Origin of the sequence: Pseudomonas sp. MWU13-2517, from assembly GCF_023242545.1 — a bacterium.
GTDB lineage: Bacteria > Pseudomonadota > Gammaproteobacteria > Pseudomonadales > Pseudomonadaceae > Aquipseudomonas.
On record NZ_JALMFA010000003.1, the window covers coordinates 378,801 to 393,656 of the forward strand.

The 14,856-nt window shown below is 61.2% G+C and carries 11 protein-coding genes; 10 read left to right on the top strand and 1 reads right to left on the bottom strand.

The genetic code is table 11. The features are described from left to right. The first annotated feature begins 16 nt into the window (after positions 1–16). Positions 17–1,438, top strand: a complete 1,422-nt coding sequence (locus M5B97_RS06825) for a PLP-dependent aminotransferase family protein (RefSeq protein WP_248731075.1) — start codon at positions 17–19, stop codon at positions 1,436–1,438. 15 nt (positions 1,439–1,453) lie between these two features. Here the strand turns inward: M5B97_RS06825 and M5B97_RS06830 are convergent, their stop codons facing one another. Next, the gene (locus M5B97_RS06830; protein WP_123718127.1) at positions 1,454–2,362 is read right to left on the bottom strand and encodes a MurR/RpiR family transcriptional regulator; all 909 of its coding nucleotides are present in this window, start codon (positions 2,360–2,362) and stop codon (positions 1,454–1,456) included. A gap of 282 nt (positions 2,363–2,644) precedes the next feature. Here M5B97_RS06830 and iolC point away from each other — a divergent pair, with 282 nt between their 5' ends. The 9 genes from iolC (at position 2,645) to M5B97_RS06875 (ending at position 14,413) form a co-directional block, all read left to right on the top strand. Next, positions 2,645–4,582 carry a 5-dehydro-2-deoxygluconokinase gene (gene iolC / locus M5B97_RS06835; protein ID WP_248731076.1) on the top strand — a complete coding sequence of 646 codons (1,938 nt, stop codon included), beginning with the start codon at positions 2,645–2,647 and terminating at the stop codon, positions 4,580–4,582. Between the two features lie 103 nt (positions 4,583–4,685). Next, positions 4,686–5,573 carry a myo-inosose-2 dehydratase gene (gene iolE, locus M5B97_RS06840; protein WP_248731077.1) on the top strand — a complete coding sequence of 296 codons (888 nt, stop codon included), beginning with the start codon at positions 4,686–4,688 and terminating at the stop codon, positions 5,571–5,573. Positions 5,574–5,576: 3 nt separating this feature from the next. After that, positions 5,577–6,365, top strand: a complete 789-nt coding sequence (iolB, locus tag M5B97_RS06845; protein WP_123718130.1) for a 5-deoxy-glucuronate isomerase — start codon at positions 5,577–5,579, stop codon at positions 6,363–6,365. A gap of 10 nt (positions 6,366–6,375) precedes the next feature. Further along, positions 6,376–8,307: a 3D-(3,5/4)-trihydroxycyclohexane-1,2-dione acylhydrolase (decyclizing) gene (gene iolD, locus M5B97_RS06850; RefSeq protein ID WP_248731078.1), complete on the top strand. Its 1,932-nt coding sequence runs from the start codon at positions 6,376–6,378 to the stop codon at positions 8,305–8,307. A gap of 19 nt (positions 8,308–8,326) precedes the next feature. Further along, positions 8,327–9,337 (top strand): Gfo/Idh/MocA family oxidoreductase, encoded by a 1,011-nt coding sequence (locus M5B97_RS06855; RefSeq protein ID WP_248731079.1) that lies wholly within the window; start codon positions 8,327–8,329, stop codon positions 9,335–9,337. 91 nt (positions 9,338–9,428) lie between these two features. Beyond that, on the top strand, positions 9,429–10,457 hold the full coding sequence (locus M5B97_RS06860; protein WP_248731080.1) for a Gfo/Idh/MocA family oxidoreductase: 1,029 nt from the start codon (positions 9,429–9,431) through the stop codon (positions 10,455–10,457). 352 nt (positions 10,458–10,809) lie between these two features. After that, positions 10,810–11,745 (top strand): sugar ABC transporter substrate-binding protein, encoded by a 936-nt coding sequence (locus M5B97_RS06865; RefSeq protein ID WP_248731081.1) that lies wholly within the window; start codon positions 10,810–10,812, stop codon positions 11,743–11,745. A gap of 65 nt (positions 11,746–11,810) precedes the next feature. After that, positions 11,811–13,364 carry a sugar ABC transporter ATP-binding protein gene (locus M5B97_RS06870; protein WP_248731082.1) on the top strand — a complete coding sequence of 518 codons (1,554 nt, stop codon included), beginning with the start codon at positions 11,811–11,813 and terminating at the stop codon, positions 13,362–13,364. 26 nt (positions 13,365–13,390) lie between these two features. After that, the gene (locus M5B97_RS06875) at positions 13,391–14,413 is read left to right on the top strand and encodes an ABC transporter permease (protein ID WP_248731083.1); all 1,023 of its coding nucleotides are present in this window, start codon (positions 13,391–13,393) and stop codon (positions 14,411–14,413) included. Positions 14,414–14,856: the final 443 nt, after the last annotated feature.

Here is a 14,856-nt window from a genome sequence, read left to right on the forward strand (position 1 = left end):
AGCGATTGGACCACTTATGAGTCGAGGAAAAGCCGCATCCGCCTTGGACCTGCCACGTCCCGCGGCCTTGGACGCCGGCAAGCAGCAGGGCGCTTACGATGCGTTGCGTACAGCCATCCTGAACCGGCAACTGCCGGCGGGCAGTCGCTTGCCGTCCACCCGCAACCTGGCCGAACGTTGGTTGGTGTCGCGGGGTACCCTTGAGGCCGCTTACGAACGCTTGCAGGGCGAAGGCTACGTGCAGCGGGTAGCCGGTTCAGGCACTCGCGTGTGTGCGGTGATCCCCGAGCAATTCATTGCAGCCGCGGCACCCGGCACAAGCTCGCGCCGTGTGGCACTGCCTGATCAGCCTGACGCGGCGGTGCAAAGCCATGTGCCCTTCGTGGCACGGCGTCCGGATGCCGGACTGTTCGACTTGAAGACCTGGGCCCGCTGCATTTCCCGTGGTCTGCTCACCGTCGGCCCCGGCGTGCTGGAAGCCAGCCACCTGGCCGGGTTGCCGGCCCTGCGTGAACAGATCGCCGATTACCTGCGCAGCTATCGTGGCCTGCAATGCGAGGCGGATGAAGTGATCGTCACCACCGGCATTCGCCACGCCCTTGACCTGATCGCCCGCACGCTGCTCAAGCCCGGCGACACGGCCTGCGTTGAAGACCCCGGCTATAAGCCGGCGCGTCGCCTGTTCAGCCTGGCGGGGGCGCACATTCAAGCCATCCCGGTAACGGCTGAAGGCCTTGATTGCGACCAGTTGCCGGACACCGCGCGCCTGGCCTACGTGACCCCGGCGCACCAGGCACCGCTGGGCATGACCCTCTCGGTCTCGCGGCGCCTGGCGCTGTTGGATTGGGCCGGCCGCGCCGACGCCTGGGTGATCGAAGATGACTACGACAGCGAGTACAACTACAACAGCGCGCCCCTGGCGGCGCTCAAATCCCTGGATTGCGGCGACCGGGTGCTCTACTGCGGCAGTTTCAACAAGAACCTGTTCCCCGGTCTGCGCGTAGGTTTCATGGTGGTGCCCAAGGTGGTGCGCCCCGCGTTGTTGCGGACCCTGCAACTCACCGGGCATTCGGTGGGCGCCACGGATCAACTGGGGCTGGTGGAGTTCCTCGGCAGCGGTGCCTTTGTGCGTCACCTGCGCGCTTCCCGCCAGGCTTATCAGGCACGGCGCGATGCATTGCTCGCGTGCCTGCCCGATGGCTGCTCAGTGACTGGCCAGCAGGCTGGGCTGCACTTTGTACTGTGGTTGCCGCCGGGCGTGGAAGAACAGGATTTTTGCGAGCGCGCCGCTGCCGTCGGGTTGGCGTTGCAGCCGCTGGGCAAGTTCTGCGTGGAGGCACGCCTGGCGCCGGCGGTGATCATCGGCTATACCGCGCTGACCCTGGCGCAGATCCGTTTCCACGGCCGAGTGCTGGCGAAATTGCTGATGGCGAGGTGACTCGGTGTCTGCCGCTCAGTCTTCGAACCCGACCTGCTCATGAATCTCGTCCACTTTCAATTCCAGGCGATACGCCACCGCAATGAACAGCGCCTGGCACAGACACAGGGTGGCGCTCAACGAGCGGAAGGCGAACGAGGAACCTTCATTCACCAACAACACCGTATTGGCCCGCTTGGCCAGGGGCGACAGGTTGCTGTCGGTGATGATCAGGGTCTTGGCCTGTTGGTGCTGGGCGATGCGCAGGCAGTGCTGGGTCTCTTTGCCGTAGGGCGTAAAACTGATGGCGATCACCAGGTCGTTGGCCCGCACGCTGCGCATCTGTTCGCGGTAGCTGCCGCCCAGACCCGAAATCAGGTGAATGCGCTTGTTGGTGTGTTGCAGGTTGTAGACCAGGTAATCGGCCACGGCGAAGGAGCGGCGTACGCCGACCACATAGATATTGTCGGCGTTGACCACCAGGTCGACGGCTTTGTCGAACGCCGCGTCGTCGAGTTCCAGCCCCAGGCGCTCGATGCCGGACAGTGTCGCGTTGACGCATTCACGTGCCAGGTCGCCGCCGCTGGCTTTCTGCGACTTGTTGGCGATCATGCTGCGGATGCGCTGCTGATAGTTCTGCACCGGCGTGGTCTTGTGGGTATACGCCTCGCGAAACAGCGCCTGCATTTCACTGAACCCGCTGAAGCCGAACCGTTGGGAAAAGCGCACGATGGCCGACGGGTGCACTTCGCATTCGCGGGCGATGTCGCTGATGCGGTCGACCATGATTCGGTCGCTCTGCTGGCTCATGTAGCTGGCGATGCGTTTGAGCTGGCGTGGCAGGCTTTCGTATTCGTCGGTGATCAGCTGCAACAGGCGTTCGGCATTGATCGGAGGGCTGGCGATGTTTCCTTCCAGGGTGGTCTCGGGATCGGTGCGGGACATGGGCAATCCTTCTGGCGTTTTCATCTGTTGCGCTGATGGTGGCGCAAGTCTACAGGGTAGGCGCAAAAAAATACCCCGGCATCACGGTCCGCGCGGCTTGCTGAAACGATGCACGGTGGCTGGCGGGCCATTATGTCAGCTTATTGGAAAAAATATTCCACATAAAATAATTATGGAATAAATATTGATTGAGGCCGCCGGACGTTCTAGTCTGCTTCCACCAAGAGCGTTTGCCGCCGTCACGGAGCACAACGCAGGCTGATAAAAATAACAGGAGCCAGCATGGGCCAGACTCGTTTTGCCAGTGGGCGTCAATTGGATCTGATTTGCCTCGGGCGCTTGGGCGTCGACCTCTACGCACAGCAAGTGGGTGCGCGGCTTGAGGACGTGTCCAGTTTTGCCAAGTACCTCGGCGGGTCTTCCGCCAATATCGCGTTCGGCACGGCGCGACTGGGGCTCAGGTCGGCGATGCTGAGTCGGGTAGGGGATGACCATATGGGCCGTTTCCTGGTCGAGTCCCTGGCCCGTGAAGGCTGCGATGTCAGCGGCATCAAAGTCGACCCTGAACGCCTCACCGCCCTGGTGCTGCTCGGCCTCAAGGACCGAGAAACCTTCCCCCTGGTGTTCTACCGCGAAAACTGCGCGGACATGGCGCTGCGTGCCGAAGACATCAGCGAAGCCTTCATTGCGTCCAGCAAAGCCCTGCTGATCACCGGCACGCATTTCTCCACCGATGGCGTGTACAAGGCCAGTCTCCAGGCCCTGGACTATGCCGCCCGGCATGACGTCAAGCGTGTGCTGGACATCGACTACCGCCCGGTACTCTGGGGCCTGGCAGGCAAGGCGGACGGTGAAACCCGGTTTGTCGCCAACCAGAATGTCAGCCAGCACGTGCAGAAAATCCTGCCGCTTTTCGACCTTATCGTTGGCACTGAAGAAGAGTTCCTGATCGCCGGCGGCAGTGAAGATCTGTTGACCGCCCTGCGCACCGTGCGTGAACTGACCCCGGCCACCTTGGTGGTCAAGCTCGGCCCGCAGGGCTGCACGGTGATCCACGGCGCAATCCCGCCGCGCCTGGAAGACGGCGCGATCTATCCCGGCGTGCGGGTTGAAGTGCTCAATGTATTGGGCGCCGGCGATGCGTTTATGTCGGGCTTCCTCAGCGGTTGGCTGAACGATGCTAGCGATGAGCGTTGCAGCCAGTTGGCCAATGCCTGTGGCGGCCTGGTGGTGTCGCGCCATGCCTGCGCTCCGGCGATGCCGACGCCCGCCGAACTGGATTACCTGTTCAACAGCCCGGTGCCCATCACCCGGCCGGATCAGGATGTCACCCTGCAACGCCTGCATCGCGTCACGGTGCCGCGCAAGGCCTGGAAGCAGTTGTTCGTGTTTGCCTTCGACCACCGCTGGCAATTGGTGGACCTGGCGCAAAAGGGCGGGCAGGGCCCGGAGCGCATCAGCGCGATCAAGCAACTGTTCATCCAGGCCATCGAACGGGTAGAGAAAAAACTCAGTGAGCAGGGTATCGAAGCCGATGTTGGCCTGCTGGCCGACCAACGTTTTGGCCAGGATGCGCTCAACTCCGCGAGCGGTCGCGGCTGGTGGATTGCGCGTCCGGTGGAGGTGCAGAACTCGCGGCCCCTGGCGTTCGAGCACGGCCGTTCGGTCGGCAGTAACTTGATCGCCTGGCCCCAGGAGCAAATCATCAAGTGCCTGGTGCAATTCCACCCGGACGACGAGCCGCTGCTGCGCCTGGAACAGGAAGCGCAACTCAAGGCGGTGTATGAGGCTTCCCTGGTCAGCGGCCATGAACTGCTGCTGGAGGTCATCCCGCCCAAGGATCATCCATCCACTTACCCGGATGTGCTGTATCGCAGCCTCAAGCGCCTGTACAACCTGGGCATCTACCCGGCGTGGTGGAAGATCGAAGCGCAGTCGGCCGAGGACTGGAAAAAGCTCGACGAACTGATCCAGGAGCGCGACCCGTACTGCCGTGGCGTGGTGCTGCTGGGCCTGAATGCATCGGCTGAAAGCCTCGCCAATGGCTTCCTGCAAGCCAGCCACAGTACCACCTGCCGGGGTTTCGCCGTGGGCCGTACGATCTTCCAGGCGCCGAGCCGGGCGTGGATGGCGGGGGAGATTGATGATCAGACCCTGATTGAGCACGTGCAGGCAACGTTTGAACAACTGATCAACGCCTGGTGCAGTGCGCGATCCTGAACACCGTTTTCAACTTGAAATGCAATCAAATGTGGGAGGGGGCAAGCCCCTTCTACATCAAGCAGATCCGAGCGATCTCTGGATAAAAACAAAAGGTGCAGCCATGCCCGCAATCCGAATTGGCATTAACCCGATCTCCTGGAGCAACGACGACCTGCCGGCCCTGGGCGGTGAAACGCCCTTGAGCACGGCCCTCAGCGAAGGCAAGGACATCGGCTACGAAGGTTTTGAACTCAACGGCAAATTCCCCAAGGACGCCAAGGGCGTCGCCGACGTGTTGCGCCCCTACGACCTGGCGCTGGTCTCCGGCTGGTACTCCAGCCGCCTGGCGCGGCGTTCGGTGGCCGAAGAAATCGAAGCCATCGCCGGCCACGTCGAACTGCTCAAACAGAATGGCGCCACGGTGCTGGTGTATGGCGAAGTCGCCGACTCCATCCAAGGCTCGCGTATCCGCCTGATCGAACGTCCGCGCCTGCACAGCGAGCAAGCCTGGCAGGCATACGCCGACAAACTCACAGAATTGGCGCGTTTCACCCTGTCCCAAGGTGTGCGCCTGGCCTATCACCACCATATGGGCGCCTACGTCGAGTCGCCTGAAGACATCGACCAGCTTATGCGCCGGACAGGCCCTGAAGTCGGCCTGTTGTTCGATTCCGGCCACTGCTACATGGGCGGCGGCGAACCTGTCGAGGTGCTGCGCAAACACATCGACCGCGTTTGCCACGTGCATTTCAAGGACGTGCGCAAACCCGTGGTGCAACTGGCGCGCAACCAGATGTGGAGCTTCCCCGATTGCATCGTCAACGGCACCTTCACTGTGCCGGGTGACGGCGATATCGATTTTGCCGAACTGCTTGATGTGCTGCTGGCCGCGAAGTACGAGGGCTGGCTGGTGGTGGAAGCCGAGCAGGACCCGGCTGTGGCACCCAGCTACATCTACGCCAAAAAGGGTTACGACACCTTGCGCGCGCTTCTCAACGAGAGGGTTTGAGTGATGAGCTTGCTGGTCAAAAGCAGTAAACGCGGACAAACCATGGTCGCCTTGGAAGCCGGGCGCCTGGAGTATGTGGGTTTTTCCGCTTACCGCCTGAGCCTGGGCGAAACCCTGCCGGTCAGCGCCGGGGATAAAGAGTTGTGCCTGGTGCTGCTCAGTGGTCGGGTCAATATCCAGGGCGAGGGCTTCAACTGGCAGAACCTCGGCGATCGTCAGTCGGTGTTCGAGGATAAATCCCCGTTCGCCGCCTACCTGCCGCCCGGCACCGATGCCCAAGTGACGGCGTTGAGCGATGTGCAAATTGCCGTCTGCGCCGCGCCCGGCGCAGTGGGTTTCGAACCCCGCCTGATCCGCCCCGAACAGTGCAAGCGCAGCGTGCGTGGCAAGGGCGCGAACACCCGCTATGTCTGCGACATCCTGCCCGACAGCGAGCCGGCTCATTCACTGCTGGTGGTGGAAGTGCGCACGCCGTCCGGGCATTCGTCGAGCTACCCGCCGCACAAGCATGATACCGACGACCTGCCGCGCCAGAGTTTTCTCGAAGAAACCTACTACCACCAGATCAACCCGCCGCAGGGCTTCGTGTTCCAGCGTGTCTACACCGATGACCGCAGCATCGACCAGGCCATGGCCGTGGAAAACAGCGACTTGGTGGTGGTGCCCAAGGGCTATCACCCGGTCAGCGTGCCGTATGGCTATGAGTCCTATTACTTGAACGTGATGGCCGGCCCCAAGCGTGCCTGGCATTTCCATAACGACCCGCAGCACAGCTGGCTGCTGGACCTTTAAGGGGCGCTTCATGACCACAACTCGACTGACCATGGCCCAGGCCCTGGTGAAATTCCTGGATAACCAATACATCGAAGTCGATGGCGTGCAGAGCAAGTTTGTCGCCGGGGTGTTCACGATTTTCGGCCACGGCAATGTGCTGGGCCTGGGCCAGGCCCTGGAGCAGGACAGCGGTGACCTGGTGGTGCATCAGGGCCGCAACGAGCAAGGCATGGCGCATGCGGCCATCGGTTTTGCCAAGCAGCACCTGCGCCGCAAGATCTACGCGTGCACCGCGTCCGTGGGGCCGGGTGCGGCCAATATGCTGACCGCCGCCGCGACGGCCACCGCCAACCGCATCCCGTTGTTGCTGTTGCCCGGCGACGTCTACGCCAGCCGCCAGCCCGACCCGGTATTGCAACAGATCGAACAGTTCCATGACTTGAGTATCAGCACCAACGACGCCTTCCGTTCCGTGAGCAAGTACTGGGACCGGATCAACCGCCCCGAGCAGTTGATGACGGCGGCGATTCACGCCATGCGCGTGCTCACCGACCCGGCTGAAACCGGCGCGGTCACCCTGGCACTGCCCCAGGACGTGCAGGCCGAAGCCTGGGACTATCCGGATTATTTCCTGCAAAAGCGCGTGCACCGCATCGAGCGTCGCCCGCCCACCGCGGCAATGATCGCTGATGCCGTGGCGGCGTTCGCGGGCAAGCGCAAACCATTGATCATCTGCGGAGGCGGGGTACGCTACTCCGGCGCGAATGCCGCACTGCAAGCGTTTGCCGAACGCTTTGATATTCCGTTCGCCGAAACCCAGGCGGGCAAGAGCGCCGTGGTCTCCAGCCATCCGCTGAATGTCGGAGGGCTGGGGGAGACCGGTTGCCTGGCGGCCAACCTGCTGGCGCCGGACGCGGACCTGATCATCGGCATCGGCACCCGGTACACCGACTTCACCACGTCGTCGAAATCGCTGTTCAAACATGCCGAGGTGACGTTCCTCAACCTCAATATCAGCCCCTGCGACGCCTTGAAGCTGGATGGCGTGCAAGTGCTGGCGGATGCGCAAGTCGCCCTTGAAGCGCTGGCCGACGCGCTGGGTGATTATCGCGCCGGGTGGGGCGAGCAGATCCACGCGGCCAAGGCTCGGCTCGACGCCGAAATCGCGCGTGTGCATCAAGTGGAATATCAGGGCGACGACTTTGTGCCTGAGGTCGACGACTGCCTGGACCGTGCGGTGCTGCGCGAATTTATCGAGCTGACCGGCTCCTGCCTGACCCAAAGCCGCGTACTCGGCGTGCTGAACCAGACCCTGGCCGACGACGCGATCATCGTTGCCGCCGCCGGCAGCCTGCCCGGTGACCTGCAGCGCGCCTGGCGCAGCAAGGGCGTCAACACTTACCACGTCGAGTACGGCTATTCGTGCATGGGCTACGAGATCAACGCTGCCCTGGGCGCGAAGCTGGCCGAGCCAACCCGCGAAGTCTATGCACTGGTTGGCGATGGCTCCTACATGATGCTGCATTCGGAGCTCGCCACCTCGATTCAGGAGCGGCGCAAAATCAACGTGGTGCTGTTCGACAACATGGCCTTCGGCTGCATCAATAACCTGCAGATCGGCAACGGCATGGACAGCTTCGGCACTGAATTCCGCTTTCGCAACCCTGAGAGCGGCAAGCTCGATGGTGGGTTGGTACCGGTGGACTTCGCTATGAGTGCGGCCGCTTACGGCTGCAAGACCTACCGGGTGAGCACGGTGGAGCAACTGGAAGCGGCCTTGGCCGATGCGCGCACGCAGACCGTCTCGACGCTGATCGACATCAAGGTGCTGCCAAAGACCATGGTCCATGGCTACCTGTCGTGGTGGCGGGTGGGCGTGGCGCAGGTCTCCACCAGCGAACGCACGAATGCGGCGGCGAAAAAACTCAATGAGCAGTTGGCCAAGGCTCGGCAGTACTAATAACAAGAGGAGTGAATATATGTCGTTGAAGCTTGGAGTGATCGGTACGGGCGCCATCGGCCGGGACCATATCCGTCGTTGCAGCCAGACCCTGCTCAACAGCCAGGTGGTGGCAGTGACCGATATCAACCTTGCGCAAGCGGCCCAGGTGGTGGCGGATTTGAAACTGGACGCCGAGGTGTACCCGGACGGCCATGCGCTGATCGCTTCGCCGCAGGTTGAGGCGGTGCTGGTGACGTCCTGGGGGCCGAGCCACGAGGAGTTCGTGCTGGCGGCCATCGCCGCCGGCAAGCCGGTGTTCTGCGAGAAACCCCTGGCAGTGACGGCCGCAGGCTGCCGCAGGATCGTCGACGCCGAAGTGGCTTATGGCAAGCGCCTGGTGCAAGTCGGTTTTATGCGCCCGTATGACGAAGGCTATCGCGCCCTCAAGGCGGTGATCGACAGCGGCCGGATCGGCGAGCCATTGATGCTGCACTGCGCGCACCGCAACCCGACGGTGGGGGAGAACTACACGACCGATATGGCGATCACCGACACCCTGATCCACGAGCTGGACGTGTTGCGCTGGTTGCTCGACGACGATTACGTCTCGGTGCAAGTGGTGTTCCCGCGCAAGTCGAGCAAGGCGTTGGCGCACCTGCGCGATCCGCAGATCGTGCTGCTGGAAACCGCCAGGGGCACGCGCATTGATGTGGAAGTGTTTGTGAACTGCCAATACGGCTATGACATCCAGTGCGAAGTGGTAGGGGAGACCGGCATCGCCAAACTGCCGGAGCCGTCCCAGGTGCAATTGCGCAGTGATGCGAAACTGTCGAACGCGATTTTGATGGATTGGAAAGATCGGTTTATCGGGGCCTACGACGTGGAGTTGCAAGCCTTCATTGACAGCGTGCGCGCAGGCCAGGTGGGCGGGCCTTCCGCGTGGGATGGGTTTGCGGCGGCGGTGGCGGCGGATGCCTGTATCGAGGCGCAGGGCAGTGAGCAGATCGTGAAGGTGAGCTTGCCCGAGCGCCCGCGCTTCTACGGCTGATCGCAAACGTATCGTTGCACTGCAGTCGGTGTGGGAGCGAGCAAGCCCCACACATTTGCATTGGGTGTGCAGTTCAAGAAGGAGTTCAAGCATGCGAATTGGACTGGTCGGCTACGGCCACGGCGGGCGCTTCTTTCATGCGCCGCTGATTGCCACACTGCCGGGCGCCACGTTTGTTGGGGTGGTGACACGCTCGCCGGAGCGCCGGCAACAATTGAACAGCGACCACCCCGGTGTGAAAGCTTTCGACAGCATTGGCCAGATCGTCGAGGCCGGTGTCGACGCGCTGGTCATTTCCACGACGCTCAAGGGCCGCCCGGCGCTGGTATTGGAGGCCATCGAACACGGCGTGACCGTGGTCAGCGACAAACCCTTCGCCGCCAATGCTGAACAGGCCCAAGCCCTGATTACCGCCGCCGAACGCCAGGGCGTACTGTTGAGCGTCTATCAGAACCGGCGTTGGGATTCGGATTACCTGACCTTGCGCAAGCTCATCGACGCGGGTGTCCTGGGCGAAATCACCCGGTTTGAATCCCGGGTCGAACGCTACAGCCCGCAAGCAGTGGGCAACGCCAGTGGCGGTGGTTGGTTGCGCGACCTGGGCAGCCATCTGGTGGACCAGGCGCTGCAACTGTTCGGCCCCGTGGACCGGGTGTTTGCGCAACTGCAGTACAGCCGCGAGCACCCCTACCTCGACCACGGTTTTTTTGTGTGCCTGACGCACGCCAATGGCGTGATTTCGCATTTATGGGGCAGTGCGTTGCAAAACAGCCAGGCGCCGCGCTTTCGGGTGAGCGGCACCTTGGGGTGTTACACGGTGGACGGACTGGACGGCCAGGAAGCAGCCTTGATGGCCGGCAAGTCACCGAAAACTGAAGGTGAACATTGGGGCGCTGAAGAACATCGGCGCTGGGGTTGGTTCGAGCAGGGGCCGGAACGCGAGCGTGTGCCGTCGGAAAAAGGCTGCTGGACCCAGTTCTATCGTCAGTTGCTGTGTGCAGTGCAGGGCCACGGCCCGCTGCCGGTGGATGCCTATGAGGCGTTGGAAACCACCCGTATATTGGACGCCGCACGCCTGAGCGCCGAGCGCCAGCAAGTGGTTTCAACGAAAATGGAATAAAATTCTAAAATGTGTTGATGTAGAAATTATTTTCCAATAAAGTCTTTTCCAGGTTGCAAAAAGTACGTTCGAACCCGATTCGCACGGCTCAACAAAAACAAGATCAAAAACAACCAGGTACCGTCAGATGAAAATCTTCAGCGCTGTACTGCGAGTTTTACGCTCCCTCTTCGCGCCACGCGGTCTGCCCCGCCCCCGTCCGTTTTATTTTTCCTTCCTTAATGTGCTGTGTGTCGAAACCCAAGGCGCGCTGGTGTGCTGCATTCCAGGCGCACCGGTGGTTCGACTGCCCGCCGAGCTCTGATAAACGCAACGTCCAGAAAACCAACAAAAATGTGGAGACAGACCGTTCATGAAGACCCCGATCCGATTTACCGCGCTGGCGTTGTCCATCCTGCTGACCAGCGGCTTTGCTTCGGCCGCCGATCTCAAGATCGGCGTGAGCATGTCGCAATTCGATGACACCTACCTGACCAACGTGCGTGAGTTCATGGTTGAGCAAGCCAAGTCCTATCCCAAGGGCGACGGCGTACAGCTGCAATTCGAAGACGCCCGGGCTGATGTGGTCAAGCAATTGAGCCAGGTCGAGAATTTCATCAGTCAGAAAGTCGACGCGATCATCGTCAACCCGGTGGACACCGCCTCCACGGCAAGAATCAGCAAGGAGGCGACCGCGGCCGGCATTCCGCTGGTCTACGTCAACCGTCGACCCGACCAGAAGGACCTACCCAAAGGTGTCGCCGCCGTGACCTCCAATGATGAAGAGGCCGGCCGCCTGCAAATGCAGTACATCGCCGACAAATTGGGCGGCAAGGGCAAGATCGTGATCCTGCTCGGTGACCTGGCGAACAACTCCACCACCAACCGCACCAAGGGCATCAAGGAGGTCCTGGCCAAGTACCCGGATATCAAGATCGACCAGGAACAGACCGGCATCTGGCTGCGTGACAAGGGCATGACCCTGGTCAACGACTGGTTGACCCAGGGCCGCGAGTTCAATGCCGTGCTCGCCAACAACGATGAAATGGCCATTGGTGCCGCCATGGCCTTGAAATCAGCCGGTACCAAGCCGGGCAGCGTATTGATTGCCGGTGTGGATGGTACGCCGGATGGCTTGAACGCGATTTCCAAGGGCGAGATGACGGTGTCGGTGTTCCAGGACGCAAAAGGCCAGGCGGGCGGTTCGGTAGAGGCGGCACGCAAGATGGCCAAAGGTGAAGCGGTCGAGCAGAACATTGTCATCCCGTTCAAGCTGATCACGCCGGACAATCTCAAAGACTTCAAGTAGCCCTGGCATAACAACAATAAGCCGGCAGGGCGGTCTCGGCCGCCCTGCAGATGGAGTACTTTTCTATGTTCGCTCAAGCGACTGCTTCGCAGCCTCCCGGTACCCGGTCTGTCGAACCGCAAGAACCCTACCTGTTGGAAATCGTCAACGTCAGCAAGGCCTTTCCCGGTGTCGTGGCCCTGGCCGATGTGCAACTGCGGGTGCGCCCAGGTACGGTGCTGGCGCTGATGGGCGAGAACGGCGCAGGCAAGTCGACGCTGATGAAGATCATTGCCGGTATCTATCAACCGGACGCCGGCCAGATTCGCCTGCGGGGCCGGCCGATCAAGTTCGAAACACCCTTGGCGGCGCAGAAGGCCGGGATCGCGATGATCCATCAGGAACTCAACCTGATGCCCCACATGAGCATTGCCGAGAATATCTGGATCGGCCGTGAGCAGCTCAACAGCCTGCACATGGTCAACCACCGCGAAATGCACCGCTGCACCGCCGAGTTGCTGGCGCGCTTGCGGATCAACCTGGACCCCGAAGAGCAGGTGGGGAACCTGAGCATTGCCGAACGGCAGATGGTCGAGATCGCCAAGGCGGTGTCCTACGACTCCGATATCCTGATCATGGACGAACCGACCTCGGCGATCACCGAAAAGGAAGTCACCCACCTGTTTTCGATCATTGCCGACCTCAAGTCTCAGGGCAAAGGCATTGTCTACATCACGCACAAAATGAACGAAGTGTTCGCCATCGCCGATGAAGTGGCGGTGTTCCGTGACGGCCAGTACATCGGCTTGCAACGTGCCGACAGCATGAACAGCGACAGCCTGATCTCGATGATGGTCGGCCGCGAACTGAGCCAGTTGTTCCCGGTGCGCGAGACACCGGTCGGCGAGCTGCTGCTGTCGGTGCGCGATCTGAGGCTGGACGGGGTGTTCAAGGGTGTCTCGTTCGACCTGCACGCCGGTGAAATTCTCGGTATTGCCGGGTTGATGGGCTCGGGCCGCACCAACGTCGCAGAAACCCTGTTCGGTATCACCCCGAGCGACGGCGGGCAAATGACCCTCGACGGCAAGGCCATACGCATCACTGATCCGCACATGGCGATTGAAAAAGGCTTCGCGCTGCTGACCGAAGATCGCAAGCTCAGCGGCCTGTTTCCGTGCCTTTCGGTGCTGGAAAACATGGAAATGGCGGTGCTGCCGCATTATTCGGGTAACGGGTTTATCCAGCAGAAGGCCCTGCGGGCGCTGTGCGAAGACATGTGCAAGAAGCTGCGTGTGAAAACCCCATCCCTCGAACAATGCATCGACACCTTGTCCGGCGGCAACCAGCAGAAGGCGCTGTTGGCGCGCTGGCTGATGACCCAGCCACGGCTGCTGATTCTCGATGAGCCCACTCGCGGCATCGACGTGGGCGCCAAGGCTGAGATCTATCGCTTGATTGCCTTCCTCGCCAGCGAAGGCATGGCGGTGATCATGATTTCCTCGGAACTGCCCGAAGTGCTGGGCATGAGCGACCGGGTGATGGTGATGCACGAAGGCGAACTGATGGGCACCCTGGACCGTGCGGATGCGACCCAGGAAAAAGTCATGCAGCTGGCTTCCGGTATGACGGCAGTCCACTGACGTACAGAGTAAGAAGGTGATTGGCTATGAACGCGATAACAAAAAACAAGCCTGCTGCGGCGCCGGTCAAGAACCGTCGACGCATGCCCACCGAGTTGAGCATTTTCCTGGTGCTGATCGGCATCGGGCTGGTGTTTGAACTGTTTGGCTGGATTGTGCGGGACCAGAGTTTTTTAATGAACTCCCAGCGGCTGGTGCTGATGATCCTGCAGGTGTCGATCATCGGACTGCTGGCGATTGGCGTGACCCAGGTGATCATCACCACGGGTATCGATTTGTCCTCGGGCTCCGTGTTGGCGCTATCGGCTATGATTGCCGCCAGCCTGGCGCAGACGTCCGACTTTTCCCGGGCAGTGTTCCCAAGCCTGACGGATTTGCCGGTATGGATCCCGGTGGTGATGGGGCTGGGCGTGGGGCTGCTGGCGGGGGCGATCAACGGCAGCATCATTGCCGTCACCGGCATTCCGCCGTTCATTGCCACCCTGGGCATGATGGTCTCGGCCCGTGGCCTAGCGCGTTACTACACGGAAGGCCAGCCGGTGAGCATGCTTTCGGACGCATACACCGCGATTGGCCGTGGCGCCATGCCGGTGATCATTTTCCTGGTGGTCGCGGTGATCTTCCATATCGCCCTGCGCTACACCAAATACGGCAAGTACACCTACGCCATCGGCGGCAACATGCAGGCGGCGCGTACCTCGGGGATCAACGTCAAGCGCCATCTGATCATTGTCTACAGCATCGCCGGCTTGCTCGCCGGGCTGGCCGGCGTGGTGGCTTCGGCGCGTGCCGCCACCGGCCAGGCCGGCATGGGCATGTCCTATGAGCTGGATGCGATTGCCGCCGCGGTGATCGGCGGCACCAGCCTGGCGGGCGGGGTAGGGCGTATCACCGGCACCGTGATCGGCGCGCTGATCCTCGGCGTGATGGCCAGCGGGTTCACTTTCGTCGGAGTGGATGCGTATATCCAGGACATCATCAAGGGGTTGATCATCGTGGTGGCGGTGGTGATCGACCAATACCGCAACAAACGCAAGCTCAAGCGCTGACAGGTACCGGCCAACCCGTTCAAAAAACAGCAACGCGGCGCCTAATACCAGTCAGTTAAGGGTGAACGCTGTATGTGTGGCGAGGGAGCTTGCTCCCGTTGGGTCGCGAAGCGGCCCCGCTGTTTGTTTACACAGCATGGGACTGCTGCGCAGTCCAACGGGAGCAAGCTCCCTCGCCACGGGTTACTTTTCAGCCTTTCTCCTTCTTGACTGACTGGCATTAGGATCAGTGATCCGGTTTCCTTTCGGCAACCGTCAACTTCAACAACATCTTCGACAAGTCCTACTACACCAACGTGGGCTTCTACAACTCGGCCATCTACGGTGAGCCGCGCAACGTGATGGTCGGCACCCGCTGGGACTTCTGATGTGAAGTCTTGATCACCCTGGGCGTTTTTTTATGCGCACACAAACACGGCGCAAAAAAAACGGATCAGTGACTA